General features: G+C 62.1%; 25 protein-coding genes. 15 read left to right on the plus strand and 10 right to left on the minus strand.

All coding sequences use genetic code 11. The features are described 5' to 3' along the window. Positions 1-2 precede the first annotated feature (2 nt). Both ACTIFE_RS15705 and ACTIFE_RS15710 read right to left on the minus strand, forming a co-directional pair. The gene (locus ACTIFE_RS15705) at positions 3-983 is read right to left on the minus strand and encodes an ABC transporter permease (RefSeq protein ID WP_439530107.1); all 981 of its coding nucleotides are present in this window, start codon (positions 981-983) and stop codon (positions 3-5) included. Beyond that, positions 980-2,581, minus strand: coding sequence for an ABC transporter substrate-binding protein (locus ACTIFE_RS15710; protein ID WP_439530108.1), 1,602 nt, complete (start codon positions 2,579-2,581; stop codon positions 980-982). Before ACTIFE_RS15710 ends, ACTIFE_RS15705 begins: the two co-directional genes overlap by 4 nt. 362 nt (positions 2,582-2,943) lie before the next feature. On the opposite strand from ACTIFE_RS15710, the gene ACTIFE_RS15715 reads away from it, so the two are divergent. Together ACTIFE_RS15715 and ACTIFE_RS15720 are read left to right on the plus strand one after the other, a co-directional pair. Beyond that, a complete protein-coding gene (locus tag ACTIFE_RS15715; RefSeq protein ID WP_439530109.1) occupies positions 2,944-3,867 on the plus strand; it encodes a LysR family transcriptional regulator in 924 nt (307 codons plus the stop codon). 149 nt (positions 3,868-4,016) lie between these two features. Further along, positions 4,017-5,996 (plus strand): TonB-dependent receptor domain-containing protein, encoded by a 1,980-nt coding sequence (locus ACTIFE_RS15720; RefSeq protein WP_439530110.1) that lies wholly within the window; start codon positions 4,017-4,019, stop codon positions 5,994-5,996. A 22-nt stretch (positions 5,997-6,018) separates the two neighbouring features. On the opposite strand, the gene ACTIFE_RS15725 is transcribed toward ACTIFE_RS15720, so the two are convergent. Beyond that, entirely contained in the window at positions 6,019-6,477 is a 459-nt protein-coding gene (locus tag ACTIFE_RS15725) for an Lrp/AsnC family transcriptional regulator (protein ID WP_439530111.1), read from the minus strand. Between the two features lie 130 nt (positions 6,478-6,607). On the opposite strand from ACTIFE_RS15725, the gene ACTIFE_RS15730 reads away from it, so the two are divergent. After that, the gene (locus ACTIFE_RS15730; protein ID WP_439530112.1) at positions 6,608-7,813 is read left to right on the plus strand and encodes a methionine gamma-lyase; all 1,206 of its coding nucleotides are present in this window, start codon (positions 6,608-6,610) and stop codon (positions 7,811-7,813) included. 181 nt (positions 7,814-7,994) lie between these two features. Beyond that, positions 7,995-10,358, plus strand: coding sequence for a 1-deoxy-D-xylulose-5-phosphate synthase N-terminal domain-containing protein (locus ACTIFE_RS15735; protein WP_439530113.1), 2,364 nt, complete (start codon positions 7,995-7,997; stop codon positions 10,356-10,358). 239 nt (positions 10,359-10,597) lie between these two features. On the opposite strand, the gene ACTIFE_RS15740 is transcribed toward ACTIFE_RS15735, so the two are convergent. Then, the gene (locus ACTIFE_RS15740) at positions 10,598-11,464 is read right to left on the minus strand and encodes a sterol desaturase family protein (protein ID WP_439530114.1); all 867 of its coding nucleotides are present in this window, start codon (positions 11,462-11,464) and stop codon (positions 10,598-10,600) included. 333 nt (positions 11,465-11,797) lie between these two features. Here ACTIFE_RS15740 and purU point away from each other — a divergent pair, with 333 nt between their 5' ends. After that, a complete protein-coding gene (gene purU / locus ACTIFE_RS15745; RefSeq protein ID WP_439530115.1) occupies positions 11,798-12,676 on the plus strand; it encodes a formyltetrahydrofolate deformylase in 879 nt (292 codons plus the stop codon). Positions 12,677-12,692: 16 nt separating this feature from the next. On the opposite strand, the gene ACTIFE_RS15750 is transcribed toward purU, so the two are convergent. Then, the gene (locus ACTIFE_RS15750) at positions 12,693-13,475 is read right to left on the minus strand and encodes an alpha/beta hydrolase (protein WP_439530116.1); all 783 of its coding nucleotides are present in this window, start codon (positions 13,473-13,475) and stop codon (positions 12,693-12,695) included. 88 nt (positions 13,476-13,563) lie between these two features. Here ACTIFE_RS15750 and ACTIFE_RS15755 point away from each other — a divergent pair, with 88 nt between their 5' ends. From ACTIFE_RS15755 to ACTIFE_RS15775, 5 genes are all read left to right on the plus strand, one after another. Further along, complete coding sequence (locus ACTIFE_RS15755) at positions 13,564-14,757, plus strand: glycosyltransferase family 4 protein (RefSeq protein ID WP_439530117.1); 1,194 nt, start codon at positions 13,564-13,566, stop codon at positions 14,755-14,757. 170 nt (positions 14,758-14,927) lie between these two features. Further along, positions 14,928-15,470, plus strand: coding sequence for a translation initiation factor IF-3 (gene infC, locus ACTIFE_RS15760; RefSeq protein ID WP_439530149.1), 543 nt, complete (start codon positions 14,928-14,930; stop codon positions 15,468-15,470). A 328-nt stretch (positions 15,471-15,798) separates the two neighbouring features. Beyond that, positions 15,799-15,996, plus strand: coding sequence for a 50S ribosomal protein L35 (rpmI, locus tag ACTIFE_RS15765; RefSeq protein WP_106753636.1), 198 nt, complete (start codon positions 15,799-15,801; stop codon positions 15,994-15,996). 26 nt (positions 15,997-16,022) lie between these two features. Continuing rightward, positions 16,023-16,382 (plus strand): 50S ribosomal protein L20, encoded by a 360-nt coding sequence (gene rplT / locus ACTIFE_RS15770; RefSeq protein WP_106753637.1) that lies wholly within the window; start codon positions 16,023-16,025, stop codon positions 16,380-16,382. Between the two features lie 256 nt (positions 16,383-16,638). After that, entirely contained in the window at positions 16,639-17,004 is a 366-nt protein-coding gene (locus ACTIFE_RS15775; RefSeq protein ID WP_439530118.1) for a hypothetical protein, read from the plus strand. Positions 17,005-17,073: 69 nt separating this feature from the next. On the opposite strand, the gene ggt is transcribed toward ACTIFE_RS15775, so the two are convergent. Continuing rightward, positions 17,074-18,669 (minus strand): gamma-glutamyltransferase, encoded by a 1,596-nt coding sequence (gene ggt / locus ACTIFE_RS15780; protein WP_439530119.1) that lies wholly within the window; start codon positions 18,667-18,669, stop codon positions 17,074-17,076. A 131-nt stretch (positions 18,670-18,800) separates the two neighbouring features. On the opposite strand from ggt, the gene ACTIFE_RS15785 reads away from it, so the two are divergent. After that, the gene (locus tag ACTIFE_RS15785; protein ID WP_439530120.1) at positions 18,801-19,232 is read left to right on the plus strand and encodes a GlcG/HbpS family heme-binding protein; all 432 of its coding nucleotides are present in this window, start codon (positions 18,801-18,803) and stop codon (positions 19,230-19,232) included. A 49-nt stretch (positions 19,233-19,281) separates the two neighbouring features. Here the strand turns inward: ACTIFE_RS15785 and phaR are convergent, their stop codons facing one another. Beyond that, entirely contained in the window at positions 19,282-19,884 is a 603-nt protein-coding gene (phaR, locus tag ACTIFE_RS15790) for a polyhydroxyalkanoate synthesis repressor PhaR (RefSeq protein ID WP_439530121.1), read from the minus strand. Between the two features lie 334 nt (positions 19,885-20,218). On the opposite strand from phaR, the gene ACTIFE_RS15795 reads away from it, so the two are divergent. From ACTIFE_RS15795 to ACTIFE_RS15805, 3 genes are all read left to right on the plus strand, one after another. Continuing rightward, positions 20,219-21,403 (plus strand): acetyl-CoA C-acetyltransferase, encoded by a 1,185-nt coding sequence (locus ACTIFE_RS15795; protein ID WP_439530122.1) that lies wholly within the window; start codon positions 20,219-20,221, stop codon positions 21,401-21,403. A 203-nt stretch (positions 21,404-21,606) separates the two neighbouring features. Then, positions 21,607-22,335: an acetoacetyl-CoA reductase gene (gene phbB / locus ACTIFE_RS15800; protein WP_439530123.1), complete on the plus strand. Its 729-nt coding sequence runs from the start codon at positions 21,607-21,609 to the stop codon at positions 22,333-22,335. 153 nt (positions 22,336-22,488) lie between these two features. Continuing rightward, on the plus strand, positions 22,489-23,172 hold the full coding sequence (locus tag ACTIFE_RS15805; RefSeq protein WP_439530124.1) for a septation protein A: 684 nt from the start codon (positions 22,489-22,491) through the stop codon (positions 23,170-23,172). Positions 23,173-23,227: 55 nt separating this feature from the next. On the opposite strand, the gene ACTIFE_RS15810 is transcribed toward ACTIFE_RS15805, so the two are convergent. The 3 genes from ACTIFE_RS15810 to mtgA all read right to left on the minus strand — a co-directional run bounded on the left by ACTIFE_RS15810 (position 23,228) and on the right by mtgA (position 24,873). Then, the gene (locus tag ACTIFE_RS15810; protein WP_439530125.1) at positions 23,228-23,644 is read right to left on the minus strand and encodes a hypothetical protein; all 417 of its coding nucleotides are present in this window, start codon (positions 23,642-23,644) and stop codon (positions 23,228-23,230) included. Between the two features lie 193 nt (positions 23,645-23,837). Then, a complete protein-coding gene (gene rpmF, locus ACTIFE_RS15815; RefSeq protein WP_106753646.1) occupies positions 23,838-24,023 on the minus strand; it encodes a 50S ribosomal protein L32 in 186 nt (61 codons plus the stop codon). A gap of 145 nt (positions 24,024-24,168) precedes the next feature. Then, positions 24,169-24,873: a monofunctional biosynthetic peptidoglycan transglycosylase gene (mtgA, locus tag ACTIFE_RS15820; RefSeq protein ID WP_439530126.1), complete on the minus strand. Its 705-nt coding sequence runs from the start codon at positions 24,871-24,873 to the stop codon at positions 24,169-24,171. A 323-nt stretch (positions 24,874-25,196) separates the two neighbouring features. Between mtgA and ACTIFE_RS15825 the strand changes: the two genes are divergently transcribed. Continuing rightward, positions 25,197-26,111, plus strand: a complete 915-nt coding sequence (locus ACTIFE_RS15825) for a polyprenyl synthetase family protein (protein ID WP_439530127.1) — start codon at positions 25,197-25,199, stop codon at positions 26,109-26,111. The last annotated feature ends 22 nt before the right edge of the window (positions 26,112-26,133 follow it).

Consider the following 26,133-nt stretch of genomic DNA (forward strand, 5'->3'; position numbering starts at 1 on the left):
GCCTAGCCCCTTGCCGCAAGGCTGGCGCTTGCGGTGTCCAGCACCCAGTTCGCCATCAGGAACACGGCTGCGATCGTCAGCACGATCCCCTGCAGCAACACATGGTCCCGGCTCAGGATTGCTTCATAGAGCAGCAAGCCAATGCCAGGATAGGCAAAGACGATCTCGATGTAGATCACCGCACCGAACAGCGCCGCCACCGAGTCGGTCATGCGCGCCAGCAGGGCCGGCAGCAGGTTGCGGCCGAAGTAGTTCACGCGCTCCCGCCAGCCTCCGATCCCTCTTGCCCTCGCGTTGAGCACGAAAGGCCGTCCGGAAAGACCGACGGCTTCGCCCCGGGTCAGGAAGTAGAAACGGACGATCTCGTGCAGCGACAGCGCCAGTACCGGCAGGACCGCATGACGCGTGATTGCCATGGCACGTTGCAGTGGATCGGACGAGGGAAACAGCGGCTCGGCACCACTCGCCGGAAACAGGGGCCACAGCACCGCGAAGCCGAGCAGAAGGAAGACCGCAGCCGAATAGGGCGGGATACTGGCGAGGAGCGTCATCACCCCGGTGACCGTCTGGTCAACCGGCGCATCGGGCGCCCGGCCCGCCTCGATCCCGCTGACCACGCTGATGCCGAGATAGACCGGCAGGGCGGAGAGGACGAGCAGCAGTGTCCACGGCAGGGCCCTGGCGATGAGGTCGGAGACAAGGGCGGCATGCTGGATCGAGTAGCCGAGATGACCGCCGGTCAGATGGGTCACATAGGTCAGGAATTGGGTGGCAAATGTCGCATCAAGACCCATACTTTGGCGCAAATTGTCGGTCTCCGCGCGGCTCATCGAGCGCGTGACATCTGAGCTCAGCATCAGGTCCAGTGCGTCCCCCGGCATCAGCCGTGGCAGCACGAATGTCAGCACGACGAGCAGCAGGAAGACGACGATCCGATCCGCAAATCCCTGCACCACATGCCGGGAAAGCAACGGCGGGCTCATCTTGCGGCCTTTCCGGTTGCTTGCGAAACCGGCGGCAGCAGCACTGCCTGATGCATGGCCATAGGGATGCCGATCGCGACGCCATCAGGAAGAAACGTCGGAGAAACGCGGTCATTATGCGCGGTCGCCCAGATCGGGTTGACGAGAAACAGCGACGGCAGTTCCTCGGCATAGAGCGCTTGAGCCTTGTGAAGAAGGGACAGGCGATCCGCGGCGTTTGCGGAAATTGCCTGTTCTTGCAAGAGGTTGCGAAGCTCGGGATGATCAGGGAAGCGGTCACTGTTGAAGGCTGGGCCGAAGACTTTCCGTATCAGTGAAACAGGGTCACCCAAGGTGCTGGATGAGAACAACGCCAATTCGTAGTGTCCTGTTTCGATCTGCTGTTGCACTTGCGCCAGCTCCAGCAAACGCAGATCCACGGCCAGTCCGAAAGCTTCCAGCTGATCTGTTACCGCTGTGGCGACTGCCTTCGCCTGGGGCTGGGCCACAAGGCGCAAGGTGATCGGTTGGTTGTTCGAGGACCAGCGGCCCGCCTCGTCCCGTGACCATCCCAGGCTGGTCAGAAGAGCGTTTGCCTTCGAAATATCAACAGGATAGCTGAGCTGACCTTGCGGATCACGCCAGGGGGAACCTTTCTGGAAAAACCCGGGATCTGCCACGACCGCTGCGCCACGATAGGCAATATCAACGAGTGCCTGACGGTCGATGACATGGGCCAAGGCCTGGCGAGCCGCCTTTGCGCTGAAAGGTCCGGCGTGATTGAACGTCAGCCGCATCGGATGATTGCTCGGCGCCTCGACCAATTTGAACCCTGACGATCGGATCGCTTCGGCCCGGTCCAGTGGGACATCGGTGATAACGTCGATTTCACCGCGTTTCAGAGCGACAATGGCGGCATCGGTTGACATTTTGACGATGGCGACCGCCGGATATAGTGGCGTTCCGCGATAATAGTCCTCGTTGCGCCGCAGCAGATAGCGCCCCTGCGCCTTGTCCTGAGTTTCGAGGATATAGGGTCCACTGCCCGTAGCAGCTGCTCTTTCGGCGAAGACTTCGGGGTTGGAAATGCTGCTGTAAATGTGTTGCGGCAGAATTGGCAGCGAAGTCAGCAGTCCGGACACAAACCCGGCATCACTTTGTTTCAATTGAAGTTTTAATCGTGTTGATGTGAGGATCTCCACGCTCGCGATGCCGGACGTGCTGGCAAAGGCGTAGGGATGCTCGGCCATATAGGTGACCGTAAAGGCGACATCTTCGGCGGTCACCGGCTTGCCGTCATGCCAGCGCGCCCGGTCATCCAGTTCAATTTCCCAGCTCAATCCATCCGTGCTTCTGGTCCAGGCTGTCGCCAGCCCGGGGACAGGGTTGCCCTGCTTGTCCTGGGCGACCAGCGTGTCAAAAATATAGCTGGTGTAGAGATATGCGGGGCCGTTCTTCATATGGGCAAACGGCGCCAGAAGCCCGTAGTCACCGCGACTGTCGGCAATGACCAGGGGGCGCTTCTCGCCCGTCGCCTGTGCGATGCCCGGTGTGGTGGAAATGCCTGATAAAAATAGAAAAATGGCGGCGGTTGCCAGGTGCAAGTTTGGGCGGAACATGGGGTCGATCCACGGCTGGACACGCTTCAGCAGGCAAATGATCGCTGCTGGCTGGCGGTCAGGTTCAAGCGTGGCGCAACGCTAGGGTGTTCAGCCGACGTCAGGCAAATCGTTATTCCTGAGGTCTGATCTCAAGAATTGCGAAAGGACATTTTCTAGGTGCACTGCGTAAAATCCCGAAGTCCGGAACTTGGACGGACTATAGGGCTACCTTGTCTGGCCTTCGGATCAGACAGGGTCTCGCCGGCTCCAGGTTCAAGCTCTGGCAAAGTACCGTCGACAGACCCAGTCCGGAACGCGCGTCGCATGCAATCAATCCCTGCGCGATGCGAGCGATCCCGGGCAAGGCAGAAAGGAACGGCATGAGCACTCCTGACTTCAATCTTCTGGTGGCGTTGGACGTTTTGCTGGACGAGGTCAATGTCGCCCGGGCTGCCGTCCGCCTTAACCTCAGCCCGTCTGCCATGAGCCGTGCCCTGTCCCGCCTGCGGTCAACGACGGGGGACCCATTGCTGGTGCGGGCGGGGCGTGAACTGGTGCCCACTCCGCGCGCACTGGAGCTTCGCCAACGGGTGGGCAGTCTTGTGCTGGAGGCGGAATCGATCCTTCGGCCTATGGCCGAGCCAAATCTTGACAGCGTGACGCGCTGCTTCACCCTGCAGACCAGCGACGGGTTCTTCGAGAATTTCATTCCTCCGCTGCTGGACCGCATAGCCGAGGAGGCACCCGGGATCCAGCTGCGCTGTATCCAGAAACCGGATCGGGACGCCGGGTCGCTAAGAGATGGAACGGCGGATATCGAGATCGGTGTCGTCCGCAAGTCGACGGGGCCGGAGTTGCGGGCCCAGGCTCTGTTCCGGGACCGGTTCATCGGCGTCGTTCGCCCGGATCATCCATTGGCTGAAAGCGAGGTCACCTTCGACCGATATATTGGCGGCCGGCATGTGCTGGTTACCCGGCGCGGGCAGGACCGGGGGCCGATCGACGAGACGCTTGCGGGACTTGGAACGGAACGCAAACCCGGCGTAGTTGTCAGCAGTTTTACAACTGCTGTTTCCCTCGCCCGCACAACGGATCTCATCGCGACGGTTCCCGAGCGCCATACCGGTATGCTCCGAGCAGGGCTTTTCAGCTTTGACCTGCCTCTGCCACCACAAGAGCTGACAGTTTCGCTGCTCTGGCATCCGAGACTGGATGCCGATCCGGTGCATCGCTGGCTTCGGACCTGTATTCGGGGTGTTTGCAGCTCAGGTGCGGGCAAGCAACGCGACCGCCGTGTGTGTTGAGGTATACAGGCTCTAAAAACCTGAGGTTTATACTCAGATATTGCGATTGGTTTGCCGACCCACCTCTGTCCTATACCTCCCGACATCCTGTCAGTGGCTGGCAAGTCGCTGAAATCGGGATGTTTCTTGACCTGGGTAGGGGTATTGGGATGGGTTGGCGACACTGTTTTTTCACCACTGCGGCGGCCTGCTATCTGCTGCCTGCAACAACTCTCGTGTCATCGGATGTGCGTGCTGACGACAGGCCGATCACCAATCTTGGCAAGATTACTGTCACGAATGACAAGGCCAAGGACACGACAGAGGTCATCGACGCACGCCAGATTCAGCAGTCGCAACCAACCACACTGAATGAGTTGTTTGCAAAGTCATCAGACGTAGCGGTTGCCGGTGGCAACAGGACGCAGGCGCAAAAGGTCTATGTTCGCGGTGTCGAAGAGACCAATCTCAACGTCACGCTCGATGGTGCCAAACAGGCCGGCAACCTCTACGCCCACTCTGGCAACATGCTGATTGATCCCGGTATCCTGAAGCGGGTGGACATCGGAGCGGGTACCGGTGCAGCACTCGCCGGTCCAGGCGCCCTTGGCGGTACGATCCGCTATGAGACGAAGGATGCGGAAGATCTGCTGCTTCCGGATCGCCAGTTCGGCTCGATGGTGAAGTTTTCGGCGGGCACCAACGGATCCAGAATTCAGCCATCGTTTGCCACCTATGGCATGCCGAACGAGTATTTCAGCTATCTGTTCTATGGCTCAAAGACATGGGCGCGCGACTACAAGGATGGGGCCGGGCGGGACGTCAGCGACACCGACAACCAGCCATTGAATGGCCTTGCCAAGCTGACAATTCGTCCCGCAGAGGGGCATCAGATCAAGTTCATCGCGGACTATCAGGAAGACAATGGCTTTCGCGCCTATCGCTCGAACTTCGGCGTGCCGCCGAGCCATGTGGACTTTATTGCGGAAGATCAGGAGATGTCCCGCAGGACCACAAGCCTCCGGTACAGCTTCGACCCATCTGACAATCCGCTGATCAACCTTGGACTGTTCGTCTACGACAACAAGAGCTCTTTGACCCGCTTGATCGCTGATCGGCAGACATCCTCCTGGCTGACACGCGGGCTCGATATTCGCAACCGGTCCGAGTTTGGCAGCCTCGCGCTGACTTACGGCTATGATTTCACTTGGGAGCAGTCACGCGGCGAACTGGCGTCAGGCCGCAAGGGGACCGAGACAGGTCAGACGCATGGTCTGTATGTCCAGGCCGATTACGCGCTGACCGACTATCTGTCGCTGCAGGGCGGGCTCCGGTATGATCGGGCGCTTCTGACCGATCTGGCCGGCAATCACTATGACAACGGGCGTCTCAATCCGAGCGCCCGGATCGACTTCGAACCGATCGACGGTCTGACGTTCTTCGCGTCTTGGGCCGAGGCATTTCGAGGAGTGCGCCCCATTGAGGGGCTGACACTGATCCATCGCCCGGGCATCGACCGGGCGAAGACGGATCGCACGCTTAAGGGCGAGGTCGCTCGCACGGCCGAAGCTGGCATCGAGTTCGAGCGGGACGGCTGGCGCGCGGGCTTTACCGGCTACAAGACCCGGATCGATGATACGATCCTCAACTGGCAGGGACGGAGCCTGCCCTTTGCCCGGCGCAATGCCGGGGATGTGGACGTGATCGGCTTCACTGCCCGACTCGGGCGGGACTGGAACAACTGGTCGGCGGACCTCAGCTACGCCCATTCGGATGTGAAGCAGAATGGGCAGTGGGTCAGTCCGAGTGACTGGCTGCGCAGTGTGGCGGTTCAGGGCGACAAGATTGTCGGGCGGCTTGGCTATACATTTGTAGATCACAATCTGCGGATCGACTGGACGAGCACGGTGGTTCTGCCGGAAAAGGATCTGCCATCCAGCTTTGCTGCCGGGAAACTGCCTGGCTACAACGTGCATGATCTCGCGCTGGTCTGGACTCCGACACCCGCACAGGAGTTCGGTCTCGCGATCACCAACATCTTCGATGAAAATTACCTCGATCATACAACGCCCTACTACGTCTCAGGCGGCACCTCGACGCTGTATGAAATGGGGCGGAGCATCAGGCTCAGCGGCAGTCTGAAATTCTGAGGCTCCAGTGGCGGATCACCGGTCAAGGGAACACGCTGGTTTCCTTGACCACGCCATAGACAAGACTGGTGTTGATCGAGGCGATGCCCGGGATGTGGTGCAACTGGTCGCGCACAAACGCCTCGTAGGCCTTCAGGTCGGCGACGACGACGCGAAGTAAATAGTCGGCCTCGCCCGTCATCAGATAGCAGGCGAGGATTTCCGGGGTGCGGCGGACGCGGGCCTCGAAATCCGAGACATTCGCGCCTTCGTGTCGCTGCAGGGAAATGCGGATGAAAGCCGTGATCTCCAGTCCGCAGGCGGCCGGGTCGACTTTGGCGGCATAGCCGGTGATGACCCCGCGCTCCTCCAGCAAGCGTACCCGGCGCAGGCAAGGGGAGGGCGACAGGTTCACCTTTTCCGCAAGGTCCTGGTTCGTGAGGCGTCCATCCTCCTGCAAGGCGCGGATGATCTGGCGGTCCTTTGGGTCCAGTTGAGGCATTGACGGTCGAGGCTCTGGTTGGTGTTGGCAGTATCTGCTAATATGGATCGGCAGCGTGGCATATCTTGAAAGCACATGCCAGTCTGTCAGCAGTATTCTCCTTGCATCATCTGATCTGGAGGAGTTGCCCATGACCTTGAAGTCCAATGCCGGCTTTGCAACGCGCGCCATCCATCACGGCTACGACCCGATGGAAAACGAGGGCGCGCTGACGCCGCCGATGCATCTGACCTCCACCTTCGCCTTCGACAGCGCCGAGCAGGGTGCTGCGATCTTCGCCGGCCGCGAGGGCGGCTATTTCTACTCGCGCATTTCCAATCCGACGCTGGATCTGCTCGAACGGCGCTGCGCCGTGCTCGAAGGGGCGGAAGCTGGCCTTGCGCTGGCCTCCGGCATGGGCGCGATCACCTCGGTGCTGTGGACGTTCCTCTCGCCGGGCGATGAGGTCATCACCGACAAGACGCTCTATGGCTGCACCTTCGCCTTCCTGCGCCATGGCCTTGCCCGCTTCGGCATCACCATCACCCATGTCGACCTGACGAGCCCGTCCGATCTGGAAGCGGCGATCAGCGACAAGACGAAGATCGTCTATTTCGAAACACCGGCGAACCCGAACATGCGGCTCGTCGACATCGCCGCGATCTCCGCCATTGCCCGCAAGGCCGGTGCGCGCACAGTGGTCGACAACACCTATGCGACGCCGGTGCTCACCCGCCCGATCGAGCTGGGCGCCGACATTGTCGTGCATTCGGCGACCAAATACATGGGTGGCCATGGCGACCTGATCGGCGGCATCGCTGTGGGGCCAGGTGCGGACATCCAGCAGATCCGCCTCGTGGGCATGAAGGACATGACGGGCGCCGTCATGGCGCCGTTCAACGCCCATCTGGTGCTGCGTGGCCTCAAGACGCTGAAACTGCGCATGGAGCGCCATTGCGCCTCGGCGATGGAGGTGGCGCGATTCCTGGAAGCGCATCCGTCGGTGGCCAAGGTTTACTACCCGGGCCTCGAAAGCTTCGCGCAGCATGATCTCGCCCGCCGCCAGATGCCAGGCTTCGGTGGCATGATCGCCTTCGAACTGAAAGGTGGCTTTGCAGCCGGGTCCGCGCTGATGAACCGCCTGATGATGATCCGGCGTGCGGTGTCGCTCGGCGATTGCGAGAGCCTGATCCAACATCCGGCTTCGATGACCCATTCCACCTATACGCCGGAAGAGCGTGCGGCCCATGGCATCGGAGAAGGTCTGATCCGCCTGTCCGTCGGCCTTGAGGAGGTCGCTGACATCATCGGTGATCTGGACAGCGCGCTGGCGGGCCGGGACGCAGCGGCAGCCTAAGATCCTTGCCCCTTGCTGCAAGCGGTGAAGAAAAACCTCCGGGCAGCGGAATCGCGAAATGGTGTTCCGGTTCGGGCGTTAAATGGCGCCCGAACCGGTAACATCTTGCTGCGAAATGCTGGCATGACTTGGGCACGAAAGCGGTACCGAACGGTACGGTTCGCGGCGAGGAGACAGGATGATGGATCAGTTGAAGGTAATCGAGCAGCGACTGCTCTGGCTGGCCTGCTGGACGGTGCACAACGCCAACCACCTGCGCGACAAGGGGGACGGCGATGTGAAGGTCGGCGGCCATCAGGCAAGCTCCGCCTCCATGGTGTCGCTGATGACCGCGCTCTATTTCCATGCGCTGAAACCGGAAGACCGGGTGGCGGTGAAGCCGCATGCCTCGCCGGTGTTCCATGCGATCCAGTATCTCATGGGCAACCAGACGCTGGAGAAGCTGCAGAATTTCCGCGCCTATGGCGGGGCGCAGAGCTATCCGTCGCGCACCAAGGACGTGGATGACGTCGACTTCTCCACCGGCTCGGTCGGGCTCGGTGTGGCGCTGCCGATCTTTGCCTCGATGACGCAGGATTATCTCGAAGGCCACGGCTGGTTGAAGCAGCCGAAGGGCCGCATGGTGGCGCTGATCGGCGATGCCGAGCTGGACGAAGGCAACATCTACGAGGCGCTGCAGGAAGGCTGGAAGCACGAGGTCCGCAATGTCTGGTGGATCATCGACTACAACCGCCAGAGCCTCGACGGCGTCGTCCGCGAGGGGCTTTGGGCCCACATGGAACAGATCTTTGATGCCTTCGGCTGGCGCGTGCTGCGTCTCAAGCACGGCGCGCTGCAGCGTGCAGCCTTTGCCGAGCCTGGCGGTGACAAGCTGCGCGCCTGGATCGATGCCTGCCCGAATGCGCTCTATTCCGCGCTGACCTTCCGGGGCGGGGCTGCCTGGCGCGAGCGGCTGATGGCGGATCTCGGCGACCAGGGAGCAGTCTCTGCGCTCCTCGACCGCCGCTCGGATCCAGAGCTTGCCGCCTTGATGGAAAACCTTGGCGGCCATTGCCTCGACACGCTGAAGGACGCCTTCGACAGCGCGCAGGACGAGCGGCCGACCGTGTTCCTCGCCTATACGATCAAGGGCTGGGGCACGCCGCTGGCCGGGCACAAGGACAACCACGCCGGCCTGATGACGCCGACGCAGATGGAAGAATTCCGCGGCCGCATGGGCGTGCCGCATGGAGCGGAGTGGGAGCCCTTTGCCGCCGTCGAGGATGTGGCCGGGCTGAAGGCCTTCCTCGGTACGGTGCCGTTCTTTGCCCGTGGCCGCCGGCGTTACTCGGCCGAGACCCTGCCGGCTCCGGGTGTCGCGGCGCTGTCCGACAAGATGCTTTCCACGCAGGCTGGCTTCGGCAAGATCATGGACGAGATCGCGCGCGCAGGCGGCCCGCTCGCCGACCGCATCGTCACCACCTCGCCGGACGTGACCGTCTCGACCAACCTCGGCGGCTGGGTCAACCGGCGCGGGCTGTTCGCCCGTGATCCGCGCGGCGACACGTTCCGTGACGAGCGCATTCCGTCGGCGCAGAAATGGGCCTTCTCGCCACAGGGCCAGCACATCGAACTCGGCATTGCCGAGATGAACCTGATGCTGATGCTGGGGGCGGCCGGCCTGTCGCACAGCCTGTTCGGCGAGCGCCTGATCCCGGTTGGCACCGTCTACGATCCCTTCGTCGTGCGCGGCCTCGATGCCCTCAACTATGCCTGTTACCAGGATGCCCGCTTCCTGCTGGTCGGCACGCCGTCCGGTGTCACGCTGGCACCGGAGGGCGGGGCGCACCAGTCCATCGGCACGCCACTGATCGGCATGTCTCAGGATGGCCTTGCCAGTTTCGAGCCGGCCTATCTGGACGAACTGGCGATCATCATGGACTGGGCCTTTGACTACATGCAGCGCGAAGGCAAGGGCGATCTGGACGAGCGCACCTGGCTGCGCGAGGAGACCGGAGGTTCGGTCTACCTGCGCCTGTCCACGCGCCCGGTCGAGCAGGTGCTGCGCCGACCGGACCCTGGGTTCAAGCAGGGCGTCATCGACGGCGCCTACTGGCTGCGCGAACCGGGGCCGAATGCCGAAGTCGTCATTGCCTATCAGGGCACCGTGGCAACCGAGGCCATTGAGGCGGCCGGCCGCATGATGGGCGCGCGGCGTGACATCGGCGTGCTGGCGGTGACCTCCGCCGACCGGCTCAACGCCGGCTGGACGGCGGCGCGGCGGGCGCGGGCGCGCGGCCACGAGACGGCGACGAGCCTTGCCGAACGGCTGATGGGCCAGCTGCCGTCGCATTGCACGCTGATCACCGTCATCGACGGCCATCCGGCGACGTTGTCCTGGCTCGGCGCGGTGGCTGGTCACCGGACCATCCCGCTCGGGGTCGAGCATTTCGGCCAGACCGGCACGATTGCCGATCTGTACCGGCATTTTGGCATCGATGCGGATGCGATTGTTGCTGCCGCTGCACGGATCACGCAGGGACGCCCGATCCAGTTGCGCGCGTGATTGCCTGCTGATTGAAAACTGACCGGAGGTCTCAGGCCTCCGGTTCAAACTGCTGACAAACCCTCTATCGTCATCCCGGGCGCAGCGGAGCGGAGACCCGGGACCGGAGAGCCAAGGTCTCTCCTAGGGTAACTCATTGAAAAATAGAGGCCCCGGCTCTCCGGTCCCGGCTCGGCGCTTCGCTTGGCCGGGATGACTTCGGTGAGGTCGAGGTTTGTCATCAAGCTCAACCGAAGGCCTCAGGCCTCCGGTTTTGTCCTGGCCACTCCCGTGTCGTCGGCGTTGCGGGTGGAGCCGTATGCTGTGCCACGCAGGGGCTGCCACAGCATCCGGTCCAGCCAGAGATCGCGGCGGGTGCGGAACTGCGGGATGCCGATGCTCATGCCCTCATGTCCCTCAGCCGGCTGAGCGATATAGGTGCCGAGCAGCCGGTCCCACCAGGACAGGGAAAAGCCGAAATTTGAGTTCGTCTCGCGCGGGATCACGGAATGGTGGACCCGGTGCATGTCCGGCGTCACCAGAAACAGCCGCAGCACGCGATCGACGCTCGCGGGCAGCCGGATGTTCGAGTGGTTGAACATCGCACAGGCGTTGAGCAGCACCTCGAACACCAGAACGGCTGCGGCAGGCGCCCCGAGCGCTGCCACGGCACCAAGTTTCAAGACCATCGACAACAGGATCTCGACTGGATGGAACCGTAGGCCAGTGGTTACATCGATGTCGAGGTCCGCATGATGCACCCGGTGCAGACGCCAAAGGCCTGGCACGAAGTGAAACAGCACGTGCTGCAGGTAGATCACCAGATCGAGGAGTACGACGCTGAGGACGAAAGCGATCCAGCCGGGCACATCAAGGGCATTGAAAAGACCCCAGCCGCCAGCTTCCGCCTGCAAGGCAAGCCCAACGGCCAAAACCGGGAATGCAAGGCGGACAATCACTGTGTCGAGAACAACGAGCAGCAGGTTGTTGGACCAGCGCAGGACACGGGGCACCTCGAGCCGCCGGCGCGGCGAGGCGATCTCCCAGAGAGCCATTGCAAACAGCACGCCGAGAAAGGCGGCTAGACGAAACGCCTGTTCCTGTGCCAGCAGCATGTCCTGCGTCAAAGCGGCACTCCGTCGCTGATCAGTTTTGGGAACTTCATGGTGTCATGAGAGGGGGCCGGTGGCCTCACGTCAATGCGGCAGGCCGTCTCTGGCACAAACGTGATGAGCACGGCGGTGCATCAGTATCTGGCGGGGCGGGCTGACAATCGCTCTATCGTCTTCTGATCCTGCCGTGTCGGATATTCGGGGAATGGTGGCGGATTTCCTTGCGCCGGGCGACGAGTGAGCAGGCAAGACTGAGCGCAACGGCACACAGTGACCGATACGTGCTGCGTCAAAGCGCCATCAGGCGCGGCTTTTCTCCCGGTGCTGCTGTGCTAAAAGACACGCCCCATGAACCGAAAGGGATCCGCCTTGTCGATGAAATCCTTCGTATTCACCCTGTCCTGTGAAGACCGGCCGGGCATCGTCGCGGCGGTGACCACTGAACTCGCCGACCTTGGCGCCAACATCGCCGAGAGCGATCAGTTCTGGGACCAGGTCACCAACCGGTTCTTCATGCGCATCTCCTTTCTTGCGCCCGATACGCTAACGAGGGACGCGATCTCCAAGGCTCTGGCTCCGGCGATTGCCCGTTTCGACATGAAGACGGAGCTGACGGACCAATCGCAGCGCAAGAAGATGATCGTCATGGTCTCCAAGTTCGACCATGCGCTGCTGCATATCCTCTATCAGATCCGCGTCGGCTGGATGGATGCAGAGGTCGTCGCAATCGTGTCAAACCATGAGGACAGCCGCCGCACCGCCGAGATTGAAGGCATCCCGTTCCACTACTGGCCGGTCAACAAGGACAACAAGGCGCAGCAGGAGGACAAACTGCTTGGATTGGTGAAGGAAACGGGCGCTGATCTCGTCGTGCTCGCCCGTTACATGCAGGTCCTGTCCGACAGCCTGTCAAAGCGGCTCTTTGGCAAGGTCATCAATATTCATCACTCGTTCCTGCCCAGCTTCAAGGGCGCGCGTCCCTATCATCAAGCGCATGAGCGGGGCGTGAAGATGATTGGTGCGACGGCGCATTATGTCACCGCAGACCTCGACGAAGGGCCGATCATCGAGCAGGACGCAGAACGGGTGAACCATTCGCTGTCTGCCAATGATTTTGTGGCACGCGGCCGTGATATCGAAGCGCGCGTGCTGGCGCGGGCCGTGAAGTATCACCTTGAAAACCGGGTGATGATTGTCGGCAACAAGACCATCGTGTTTGCCCGCTAAGTGACATCGGCCGCGCCTAGAGCGCGGTCGCCACCATCCGCAGCATCGCATCAATGTCCTGGGGGCGGGACAGCCTGTGGTCGCCGTCCGGGATCAGGGTGAGGGACACGTCATCATGTGGCAGGTGGTCGACCAGGCGCTGGGCGTGTTGCCAGGGCACGTCGGGGTCGAGCCGGCCTTGCAGGATAGACACCGGACAGCCGAGGTGCAGGCTCCGGTTCAGGACAAGGTGATGCCGGCCATCCTCGATCAGGGCCCTGGTGATGACATAAGGGCCATCGCCATAGGCGGACGGGCGTTCATAGCGCCCTGTTTCCATGATTTCGCGGCGGATGGAGTCGTCGAAGCGTTGGTTCCACATCAGCTCCTGTGTGAAGTCAGCCGCCGGGGCGATGAGGACCAGTCCTTTGATCCGGCTGTTGCCCGGGCCAACTTCAGCGACATGGGCAAGGGTCAGCAGGAGCGCGAGCCAGCCGCCCATGGACGAGCCGACGATGACGCGCTGACCTTTCGCCTCCCGGTCAAACACGGCCTTTGCCTCCTCAAGCCAACGGCTGATGGTGCCGTCCTCGAACTGGCCACCGGATGCGCCATGGCCTGAGTAATCCATCCGCGTGAAGGCATGTCCCGATGTGTCTGCGAAGGCGGCAAGGGCTTCGGCCTTGGTGCCGGTCATGTCCGACTTGAAGCCGGAGAGCCAGAACAGGCCGGGCTGCCGCCCGTCGCAGCGCCGGAAGGCAATCTCGCGCTGGTTTGCGCCTTCGCCGACGGACAGGAATTGCGGTGCGGTCGTCCCCATTGTATGGCTCCCGTCAACTTAAACACGACTGCCGGTTTGGCACAGGCTTTCGGCAGACGAAAGGGCTCTGGTGCCCCTGGAGACCAACTTGGCCATAGGTTCAGATCGTCCCGTCATCCTCCAGGTCATTCCGGACCTTGATACCGGCGGGGCGGAGCGCACGACGGTCGATGTCGCCGCCGCCCTTGTCGCACGGGGCTGGCATGCGCTGGTCGTCAGCGAAGGCGGCCGCCTGGTGCCCGAGCTAGAGGCTGCAGGCGCAGAGCACGTCGTTCTGCCTGTCGCCTCGAAGAACCCGCTGGTCATCCTCGCGAATGTAAAGCGCTTGGAGAAGCTTGCCTGGGAGCGGGGCGTTGCGCTGATCCACGCCCGAAGCCGGGCGCCGGCCTGGTCGGCCTTTCTTGCGGCGCGTCGTCTGGGCGTGCCTTTCGTGACCACCTATCATGGCATCTACAAGCAGACCAACGCCCTGAAGGGGCTTTATAATTCGGTGATGGCACGGGGCGATGCGGTGATTGCCAATTCGCGCTATACGGCGGACCTGATCGCAGCCCGGCATGGCTTTGCCCGCGACCGAATGACGGTGATCCATCGCGGTTCGGATCTGACCGCACTGGCGCCGGGGGCGGTGACTGCCGAACGCAAGGCTGCAATGGCTGCCCAGTTCGGTATCGTTGATGACCGGCCGGTGCTGCTGCAACTGGCGCGGCTGACCGGCTGGAAGGGCCAGCGCGTTCTGATTTCCGCGATGGCGATCCTGAAGCAGCGCGGGCGAATGCTGCCGCTGGCAATCCTGGCCGGGGACGACCAGGGACGGGAGAGTTATACTGCGGAGCTGCGGGCACAGATCGACGCTGCCGGGCTCCAGGGGGATGTCCGTCTGATTGGACATTGCGCGGATGTGGCGGCAGCCCTGTCCTTGAGCAGTTTGAGTGTTGTCGCTTCCACGGAACCGGAAGCGTTCGGCCGTGCGGCGGTGGAAGCACAGGCCGCTGGTGTTCCGGTCATTGTGTCAGACCTTGGTGCTGTGCCGGAAACCGTTCTGGCCCCCCCCGACGTTCCGGCTGAGGAGCGGACAGGTTGGCGGGTGCCTGCCGGGGATGCGGATGCCCTGGCGGATGCCATTGAGATTGTGCTCGCGCTGTCATCCGATGCGCGTGCCGGCTTGTGCCGGCGTGCTGCGGCGCATGTTCAGGGGCACTTCACGGTCGAGGCGATGTGCGCTGCAACGCTTGAAACTTACGCCAAGCTGCTTGGATGGCCGCCGGCAAAGCGATCCTGAGGCTTTCTGCCGCTTCTGCTGTTGACTTTCGGTGAGGATGGGCGGATTCTGTCAAGGCTTCAGACCAACAGCGTGTGGTCATCGATCCTGGCGTTCACGACCGGGATTTTTGGTGCATTCGCCGCCTGAAGTGAAGCCGCCCAGTTGCAACGACAGAGGAGATAGCGACCATTCGCCGTCCGTTCCGCGCCCCGCCTCCTTCTAAGGATGGCCCGCGCACCAATGATGAAATTCGCGTTCGCGAAGTCCAGTTGATCGATCACGAAGGCCAGAACCGGGGCATCGTCCCGACTCAGGAGGCCCTCGATCTGGCTATTGAAGCCGGGATGGATCTGGTCGAGATTCAGCCGAACGCGGAGCCGCCGGTTTGCAAGATCCTCGACTACGGCCGGTTCAAGTACCAGTCGCAGAAGAAGGCATCCGAGACGCGCAAGAAGCAGAAGACCGTCGAGATCAAGGAGATCAAGATGCGTCCGAACATCGACACCCATGACTATGAGGTGAAGATGAAGGCTATCCAGCGCTTCTTCTCGGAAGGCGACAAGGTCAAGGTTACCCTGCGATTCCGTGGTCGTGAAATGGCGCACCAGGATCTCGGCATGAAGCTGCTGATGCAGGTTCGCGACGAGACTGCAGATGTGGCCAAGATCGAATCTTCGCCGCGCCTTGAAGGCCGGCAGATGGTGATGGTTCTGGCTCCGATCCAGCGCTGAGGCGTCCGGGTCGCTGTTTTGCCAGACATGGAACGATGGTGCGGTGATCGCAGCATCCCTTGCAATTTGGCAGCCCGGGCCGTTCGTCCGGGCTGTTTTGTTTTCTATGCTTCGTTTGCCGGATTCAGGTTGCTTTCGCGGCGCCCTGTCCCTATAAGCCACCGGTCCAGAGTCGTCCGGCTCTTTGCGGGCTCGTTCTTCTGTTGTCTCAAGCCAGTCTTTTGCATCAGTCCGTGCCTCGCGAAACCCGGGCATGCCGTGGCGACCTCTCGATGCACCAACAAACGAGCGGGTGGTTATACCTCCTGCACCAATGAAAGGATGCAAAATGCCCAAGCTGAAGACGAAGTCTGGAGCTAAGAAGCGCTTCAAGCTGACCGCGACCGGCAAGGTGAAGACCGGTCAGGCTGGCAAGCGTCATGGCATGATCAAGCGCACGGCCAAGTTCGTCCGCAACGCCCGTGGTTCGACCACGCTGGCACCGCAGGACGCCAAGATCGTGAAGCAGTACATGCCGAACGCATAACCACCTGACAATCAAGGAGTTTACCCATGGCGCGTGTCAAGCGGGGCGTAACGGCCCATGCCCGTCATAAAAAAGTTATCAAGGCTGCCAAGGGCTACTATGGCCGCCGCAAGAACACCATCCGCATTGCTAAGCAGGCCGTCGAGAAGGCCGCTCAGTATTCCTACCGCGACCGCAAGGTCAGGAAGCGGAACTTCCGCTCGCTGTGGATCCAGCGCATCAACGCTGCCACCCGCGCGCACGGCCTGACCTACGGCCGCTTCATCGACGGACTGAACAAGGCTGGCATCGAAGTCGACCGTAAGGTTCTGTCCGATCTCGCCATCAACCAGCCGGCCGCTTTCCAGGTCCTGGTCGAGAAGGCACAGGGCGCCCTGGCGGCCTGAGACTTTCACGGGTCATCCGTTGGAAAGAGGCGTCTCCGCAAGGAGGCGCCTTTTTTGTTGTTTCAATGCGGTCCTTGACGAGTGGATGTCGCCGATTTGCTTAAAACTCCTGATGCCGTGTTAACCATTCTGCATGAAAGCGTAATGAAATCAGAGGTCAAAGATTAACGAATCCCGCTGTCTGGCACGGGGCTTGCGATGAACGAGGGGAGTTCACCCCGGGCGTCCCGAACCGGAACAGACAGAGGCAGATCCGTTGCGTATCGATCCATTCCGTCCGTTTGACCGTTATTCCGATCGTCGCCGGGCGCAGGTCCGAGCCCAGGTGCGCGCCAAGGCCCGCGCGCGGGAAGCCAGCGCCGATGAAATGGCAGAAGTGGCGCGTACACCGCTGAGCCTGCCAGCTCCGATGGTGGCTGCTCCCGAGGAACGTCAGGCGGGATACGGCCTGTATCGACCGGATGCCGCTTTCCTTGCGCATCTGATTTCCATGCGAGACATGGAGGTCCTGGCGCTGACCGCGCAGCCGGCCGAAGCGCTGGACGGGGTGCTGAGTTATCGCAGTGTTGCAGCGTCCCCGCGCCGCCGTGCGCCGGGCCATGTGGTTTCGACGCAGCTCTGACCCTGAGGGAGTTGGGCGGCCATCGTTTGACCCGGCGCAGCAGCGGCTACGGAATCCGGGTCAAACGCTTCAGTATCCTGCTGCGTGGCCGTCCTTGCGCGGATCCGAGCCTCCCGTCAGGATGCCCCGCTTGCGGTCAATCATGATCGCCTGCGCCCCGCCGATCGGCGCGCCCGCCTTGATGACGTCATGCCCGCGGGCGGACAGTCCCTCTACAGCCCCTTGGGGAATCCCGTTTTCGACCTGCAGCTTGGTGAATGTGTCATCCAGGAACAGGCGCGGGGTATCGATGGCTTCCTGAACGTCAATGCCGTGGTCAATGATGTTGGTCAGGACATGCACATGGCCGCAGGGCTGGTAGTGACCGCCCATGACGCCAAAGGACAGCCAGGGGGCGCCATCCTTGAGGCCGAAGGCCGGCAGGATGGTATGCATGGGCCGCTTGCCGCCCTCGATCGTATTGGGGTGGCCAGGCTCGACGCGGAAGCTGCAGCCGCGGTTGTGCAGCAGGACCCCGGTCTCAGGCGCCAGCACGCCCGACCCGAACTCCTTGAAGATCGAGTTGATGAAGGAGACGGCGAGCCCATCCTTGTCGACCACGCTGAGATAGACCGTGTCCGTTTGCGGGGCGAGGTCGGGAAGCGAGATGGAATCGTTGCGCCTGTCGAGTGAGATCTGGGCTGCAAGCCGATCCAGCGCTTCCGGGCTGATCAGGGCCGAGTGGCACACGTCCATGTGGCCTGGGTCAGCAATGAAGCGGTTCCGCATGGCATAGGCGAGACGGGCAGTTTCGATTTCCAGATGCAGCCGTTCCGGGCTCATCGGATCCAGCGCGGCCATATCGTAGCGCTCGAGCAGGCCCAGCATGATCAGGGCGACAAGGCCCTGGCCGTTGGGCGGCAATTCCGCGAGCGTGTACCCCCGATAGTCCTTCAGGACCGGAGCGACCGCTGTGGTGTGACAGGCGCTCAGATCCTCAAGGGTCATGTAGCTGCCGCGTGCCTTGAGCGTGGCGACGATATCCTCGGCAATGTCTCCGGTGTAGAAGGCGTCTGCCCCGCCGGAAGCAATTGCACTCAAGGTGTCGGCCAGGCGGGGCATGCGCAGGATATCGCCCGTGCGTGGTGCCGCGCCATCCACCAGATAGGTTCTGGCGCTGGCCGGATCGGCAGCCAGTTTCTCTATGCTGTGAGGCCAATCCCGAGCGACGCGCGGGGCGACTGGAAAGCCGTCGCGGGCGTAGGAAATGGCCCGGCGCAGCAGTTTGCTCAGCGGCTGGCTGCCATGCGCCTGCAACAAGGTCTCCCAGGCACGCACGGCTCCGGGAACCGTGATGGCATGGACACTGTCCGGGGTGATTTCGGACAGGCCCTGGTCCACCAACGCAGCCGTACTGATGGCTTTCGGTGCTGCGCCTGAACCATTGAAGCCGGCCATATGCCCGTCGGCTTCCGTGACGATGGCAAAGCAGTCACCGCCAAGCCCGGTCATGTGCGGTTCGACCACACATTGCACGGCTACGGCAGCAATCGCTGCGTCGACGGCGTTGCCGCCATCCTGCAGGATCTCCATGGCTGCTGCAGTCGAAAGCGGATGCGATGTTGCGGCCATGCCGCTGGAAGCGATGACCGGCGATCTGCCGGGCAGGTCAAAGTTGCGGGCCACGTGGCTGTTCCCCCAGGTTCAATTTATTCCGCAGCGGTGGAAGTGTTTTCCATGCGGGCTTTCTGTGCTTTGCCGCTGTGCCGTGCTAGCCCGTTGATATCGGCTTTCAGTCTTAGCGGAGATATCGGGTCATGGGAAAGATGACACTTGCAACGGCACAGACAATCATTTCTGCCGCTTTTGAAAAAGCGGACAGCTTGTCGCTGAAACCGTTGACCGTGGTGGTGATGGATGCCGGTGGCCATGTGGTCGCACTCGCCCGGCAGGACGGGTCATCGATCCTGCGGCCGCAGATTGCCAGTGGGAAGGCCTATGGTGCTCTTGCGATTGGGACGGGAACCCGCTGGCTGCATGCCAATGCGGAAACCCGACCGCATTTTGTCCAGGCGCTGAATGGTGCATCCGGTGGCGCGATCATTCCGGTGCCGGGCGGCGTGCTCGTGCGGGATCTGGACGGTGAAGTGCTGGGCGCTGTCGGGGTCACGGGTGACAGCTCAGACAATGACGAAGCCTGTGCGACCGCCGGCATAGCGGCGGTCGGGCTTGAGGCCGATTGCGGCTGAAGGGCAGGGCAGGCTACCCGGCGCTGACAGGCTGCGCCGGGGGGCCTCGTCAGGTCTTGTCCGATCCGAGCGCGTCGATTTTCTTCTGCATCGACGCCAGCTGCTGCTTCAGGTCGTCCAGATCGGATGAGCTGGCGGGCGTCGAGCGTGCAGCGGCCGCGTCGACGGCGTCTGTGCTCGGCGGAACGCCGGCTCCACCAAGGCCGAAGGGCAGGAACATCTTCATCGCCCGCTCGAACATTTCGCTGTTGCGCTTGACCTGCTCTTCGATGGCTTCCAGCGCCGTGGAGCTGAACGCACCTGACATGTGGCTGCGCAGCTTCTCCTGTTCCTTCGTCAGCGAGGCGATGGAAAACTCCAGATACCCGGGCACGAGGCCCTGCATGCTGTCGCCGTAGAACCGGATCAACTGGCGCAGGAACGTGATCGGCAACAGGTTCTGCCCATCCTTGCCCTCCTGTTCGACGATAATCTGCGTCAGCACAGCACGGGTGATGTCTTCGCCGGACTTCGCATCGTAGACGACGAAGTCTTCCTCGCCCTTCACCATGACCGCAAGGTCCTCGAGGGTGACATAGGTGCTGGTGCCGGTGTTGTAGAGCCGACGATTGGCGTATTTTTTGATAACGGTCGGCTCGCTGGTCTTTGCCATCTTGTCGTAAGCTCCCGGCAGACCGCAGGCAGACCGGTTTCCGGTTTATGCGCTGCGGCGGCAAGTTCTCGTTTGGCACCAAGCCTTTCGGTCCGGTGCCGCTCCTCCTTAGAGGAGACTATGCCAATCCCTGCGTGTCTGACCACCCCTTTCATGTTGCTTGACGAAAGGATGACGGTTTGCACCGCAATACGCGCCATTGCGCATGTGAAGTCCGGTTGACTTGCGCCAGTCGTCGGTTTCTAGTCGGGTCGAGTGGGGGCCGCCGGATCCGGATAAAAAACAGCGGAGGATCTGCCGTGCCCTTGGGGGAATCAGTCATCCGGAGGTCTTCATGAGCGCTTCAACCGACGTCGTTATCGTCAGTGCCACCCGTACCCCAGTGGGTTCCTTCAATGGTTCCTTCGCCAATGTCCCAGCTCACGAGCTGGGCGCGACAGTCATCAAGGCCGCACTTGCGAAAGCCGGCGTGTCTGGTGCTGAAGTCGACGAATTGGTCTTTGGCCAGGTCCTGACCGCAGGCCAGGGCCAGAACCCGGCCCGCCAGGCTGCAATTGCCGCTGGCCTGTCCGAAGGCTCCACCGCCTGGTTGCTGAACCAGGTCTGCGGTTCCGGTCTTCGCACCGTCGCCATCGCAGCCCAGCAGATCATGTGCGGCGATGCCACGATCATGGTCGCCGGTGGCCAGGAAAACATGTCGCTCTCGCCGCACTGCGCTCCCATGCGCGCCGGCTACAAGATGGGCGACTACAAGATGATCGACACGATGATCAAGGACGGCCTCTGGGATGCCTTCAACGGCTATCACATGGGCCAGACCGCCGAGAACGTCGCTCAGAAGTGGCAGATTTCCCGCGAAGAGCAGGACGCCTTTGCCCTCGCCTCGCAGAACAAGGCCGAAGCTGCCCAGAAGGCCGGCAAGTTCGTTGACGAAATCACCCCGGTGACCGTGGCCGACCGCAAGGGCGACAAGGTGATCGACGCAGACGAGTACATTCGTCACGGCGCGACGCTGGACAGCATGGTGAAGCTTCGCCCTGCCTTCACCAAGGACGGCAGCGTGACCGCCGGCAACGCCTCGGGCCTCAATGATGGCGCGGCCGCCCTGGTGGTGATGAGCGCTGCTGAAGCCGCGCGTCGTGGCCTGACCCCGCTCGCCCGCATCGCTTCCTGGGCAACGGTCGGCGTCGATCCGGCCGTGATGGGTTCGGGTCCGATCCCGGCGTCGCGCAAGGCGCTTGAAAAGGCCGGCTGGTCTGCGGCCGATCTCGATCTGGTCGAGGCCAACGAAGCCTTTGCCGCCCAGGCCTGTGCGGTTAACAAGGACCTCGGCTGGAACCCGGACATCGTCAACGTCAACGGTGGCGCCATCGCTATCGGTCATCCGATCGGCGCTTCGGGCGCCCGCATCCTCGTGACCTTGCTGCACGAAATGGGCCGCCGCGATGCCAAGAAGGGCCTGGCGACCCTGTGCATCGGCGGTGGCATGGGGGTTGCCATGTGCGTCGAGCGCGCCTGAGATCGCGTCTGACAAGTCTGGAGTGACGGCCAGTCTCACTCCGGTTCCAGATCTGGACCTGCGGACAGGCGCTTTGCCTGCCCGCCGGTCTGATGATGGCGAGGCCCGGTCCGAATGGCCAATTGCGGTGTCCGCCTGAAATGCAGCAGTCAGAAGGGAACAGGGCCTCGCGTCAAGAAGGCCCGAAGCATTGGGAGACGAGAATGAGCAAGGTCGCACTGGTTACCGGCGGGACGCGTGGCATTGGCGAAGCCATTTCACTGGCCCTCAAGGCAGCGGGCTACACTGTCGCCGCGACATATGCGGGCAACACAGAGAAGGCGGAAGCCTTCAAGGCCGCCACAGGTATTCATGTTTACAAGTGGGATGTCGCCAGCGAGGACGAATGCGCCAAGGGCATTGCCCAGGTCGAAGCCGACCTCGGACCCGTCGAGATCCTCGTCAACAATGCCGGCATCACCCGTGACGGCATGTTCCACAAGATGAGCTTCGAACAGTGGCGGGCCGTGCTGTCGACCAACCTCGACAGCATGTTCACCATGACCCGCCCGGTTATCGAAGGCATGCGCAATCGCAGCTTTGGCCGTATCATCAACATTTCCTCGATCAACGGCCAGAAGGGCCAGATGGGTCAGGCCAACTACTCCGCCGCAAAGGCGGGCGTGATTGGTTTCACCAAGGCGTTGGCGCAGGAAAATGCCTTCAAGGGCATCACGGTCAATGCCATCTGCCCAGGTTACATCAACACGGACATGGTCGCGGCGATGCCGGAAAAGGTGCTGCAGCAGATCATCGCCGGCATTCCGGTTGGTCGTCTTGGGCATCCTGAAGAAATCGCCCAGGCTGTGGTCTATCTTGCGGCCGACAGTGCCGCTTTCATGACCGGCGCGGTCCTGACACTCAACGGCGGCCAGTATATCGCCAACGGCTGAACCAGTTTCTGGTTGGCTCAAGAGGGGCGCCCGGCTGTGGCGCCCCTTTTTTGTTTGGCGTTTTCCTGGGTGATTGGTGTTGACCCGCCGGGCCCTGTGTCCCTATCTGCGGGGATCGGACACACTCAAGGCTGATCGGCCAGTGGAGAGACAATGGACCTGGAACGCGCACCGAATGACCCGCAGCGGCTCAAGGAGATGGGCGGCAAGGAGATGGCGCCGCTGTTGAAGCTGGCGCTGGAACTCGGACCGCTCGCGGTGTTTTTCCTGTTCAATGCGCGGGGCGAGCAGATCCAGGCGGCGGTGCCTCAGTTGGCGATTTTCGGCGGCCCCATTTTTCTGGCAACGGCCGCCTTCATGGTGGCGATCTCGCTGTCGCTAGGCGTGTCGCTGTGGCTGACGAAGCGTCTCCCGATCATGCCGCTCGTCTCCGGCCTTATCGTTCTGGTGTTCGGCGCGTTGACCCTTTGGCTGCATGACGAACTGTTCATCAAGCTGAAGCCGACGATCATCAACACCCTGTTCGGTGTTATCCTGCTCGGCGGGTTGCTGTTCGGCCGTTCGCTGCTGGGCTATGTCTTTGACAGTGCCTTCCGCCTCACGGATGAAGGCTGGCGCGTGCTGACGCTGCGCTGGGGCCTGTTCTTCCTGTTTCTGGCAGGCGTCAATGAAGTGGTCTGGCGCAGCTTCTCGACGGATTTCTGGGTGAGTTTCAAGGTATTCGGCATGATGCCGATCACCCTGGTCTTCACCTTGTTCCAGTTGCCGCTGATCCAGCGCCATGCGTTGCCGGAGCCGGAAGGTGCGGCAGGGCAAGGGCCGGACCCGAAAACCTGACAACCCATGTCCCCCCAGTCTTGCCGATCGAATTCCGGCTTTGCGCTGTCCGCCTTCAGTTGCCGGTAAAGCTGACGTCGCGCCGGGCGCCGGAAATCGTGACCGTGAAGCCGGCGATGACATCGATCGCGGCAATGACCATCAGCAGGAAAAAGGTGGAGGTCGCCGCTTCGCGGATGGTCAGGAACTCGATCAGATAGACGACAAACACCACCATCGACAGGATGTGGTCGGAGAGCACGGCGGTGCCGGTGCGGGTCGCCTTCAGGATCTCGACAAACAGCAGCGCCAGGGCGAGCGTCAGGATCATGTCGCCGAGGACCAGGGTGAACCGGGCCGACGAGACCATCTCGACTGTTATGACGGGGGCGAACCAGGGGTCGCCGGAGATCGGTCCGAACCAGCCGAACGCCACGAAATTATAGAGCACCAACGGCAGAACAGTCAGGGGAATGGACAGAAGCAGCGACATGAGAAACCTCCGAAAGGGTCTGCAAGGGTGCTCGGGAACCTGCACATGTCAGGCGGCGTGAAGCCATATTATAGACTGGAACCGGTCTTGACTGCTCGACATGAAACGACCTTGCAGGGACCCGAGCACATGAAAAAGGCCGGCGTTGCCGCCGGCCTTGATCAGGATTTCAGTCGCCGCAGCGATCCCTTGATCAAACGTCTTGCTTGATCGAAAGGATCTGACGGCCCCGGTACATGCCAGTCTTGAGGTCGACGTGATGCGGACGGCGCAGTTCGCCCGAATCCTTGTCCTCGACGTAAGTCGGCTGCTTCAGGGCGTCCGCGGAACGGCGAAAACCGCGCTTCATGCGCGAAGTTTTTCTCTTCGGAACGGCCATGTTCTTGTTCTCCGTAGTCCATAGTCCACGCCGCCCGGACCGGGTTTGCCCGGGGCGTGAAACCACGCAGCGTGTCGGAATGCTGGGCCTTATACAGGCAATGTCCGGCATATGCCAGAGGAGAGCCGAATTTTTCTTTTGCCCCTTAAGGACGTCCCAGGACGCAGGAAAAAATGTCTCCGGCCTGAACCACGCGGCTTTCGTTGGTGCGGGCCAGACGGGCGTGGCCACGGCCCGGCTTGGCCGGATTGCGCAGAAACGGATTGGGCAGGGCGGTTGCCAGCCGCGAGGCCTCAGCCTGGGTCAGCTTCGCTGCCGGCTTGCCGAACCAGGCTTGTGCTGCCGCCTCCGCCCCGAAGATGCCTTCGCCCCACTCGGCGATGTTGAGATAGAGTTCCATGATCCTGCGCTTGGTCAGCATGAGATCCAGCATCATGGCAAGCGGCAGCTCGAGACCCTTGCGAACGAAGCTGCGATCACCCCACAGGAACAGGTTCTTGGCCAGCTGCATGGAGATCGTACTGGCACCGCGGGCGTCCTTGCCGGCGTTGAGCCGCTCGATCTGACTTTCGAGTGCCACCCAGTCGACGCCATCATGGCTGCAAAAAGCACTGTCTTCAGACGTAATGACCGCACGGACCAGGCTGGGGGAGATTTCATCCAGGGAGCGCCACTGCCGGTCGACCCAGAGCCCCTGTGCATAGCGGCCCAGCATCAGGGTGCTGACCGGCGGCACGACGGCATAGACAAGCGTCAGCACGGGCGGTGTCGCGACCGCGATCAGGCCGCAAATGAATATGAAGCGGACAATCCGTCGACCAAGACCCCTGCGCGGGCGGCGCTCGTTCATGGCTGTTGCCAGCTGTGGCCTGGCGGTTGCATCAGAAGCGTCATCCCGCCGGCTGTCTCCCGCCACAGGTTCAAACATCGCTCAGCCAGTCGCCCCTTTTGCCGCAAACCGGATCGCTTGCCAGATGTGGCCCGTTCAGACTGTTCTACATGCGCTGGGTGACCACGTCAAAGTGGGCGGGACCGTGCCGGGTCCCAAGACGCTTGACGGGACGCTGAAAACCGGACACGCAGGGCCCTGTTCGACCACGCCGGCGCGGACAGGCAAGGCAGGTCTTTTCCGCACTGGCGTGTGAACGGGCAAAGCAATGGCAGGGGACAGGTATGGGCATTGGCGTGGCTTGGCTGGAAGAGGCCCTGCGCGACACGGCGCTGAAAATGGAACACACGATCACGGAGGCGCTGTCGGCCGAACCGCGAGCGGGTGAAAGGGTTCGGCCCGAGCGGCTCCTGGCCGCGATGCGTCATGCCACCCTGAATGGCGGCAAGCGGCTGCGGCCGCTGTTGGTGATCGAATGCGCGAGGGCGTTTGGCCGTCAGGATCCGGGCGTCCTTGTAGCTGCTGCCGCGCTTGAATGTCTGCACAGCTATTCGCTAGTGCATGACGATCTGCCGGCGATGGACGATGATGACCTGCGCCGGGGCCTGCCCACCGTTCACAAGGCTTATGACGAGGCAACGGCGATCCTGGCGGGCGACAGTCTCCTGACGCTAGCCTTTGACCTGATCGCGGATCCGCGGGTGCATGATGACCCGGCCGTCCGGCTGGTGCTGTCGAGGGACCTGGCCCGCGCGGCCGGCGTCGGCGGCATGGCCGGTGGCCAGATGCTGGACCTTCAGTCGGAGCATCGGACCCTGGCGGAAGACGAGATCCGGACGCTGCAGGCCATGAAGACCGGTGCGTTGCTTCGTTATGCGTGCGAGGCCGGTGCCCGGCTTGGCAATGCCTCGGATGAGGATATTGTCCGTTTGCGCCGCTATGGCGAGGTAGTTGGTCTGGCTTTCCAACTGGCCGACGATCTTCTGGATCTGGAGGCATCACCGGAGGTCATGGGCAAGGCGACTGGCAAGGATGCGGAGGCCGGCAAGGCGACGCTGGTCAGCCTGTATGGTCCAGAGCGGACACGCGCCATCCTTGCCGAACTGGTCGCGGAGGCTTCCGGGCTGGCCGGCGAGCTTGGTCCGGTCGGCCAGAGGCTTGCAGATATTGCAAGCTTTGTGGCTTTCCGCAGCCATTGATGCCTGCTGTTGCTGCTTTGGC

Source organism: Pannonibacter sp., from assembly GCF_051860505.1.
In the GTDB taxonomy this organism is placed as follows: Bacteria; Pseudomonadota; Alphaproteobacteria; order Rhizobiales; family Stappiaceae; genus Pannonibacter.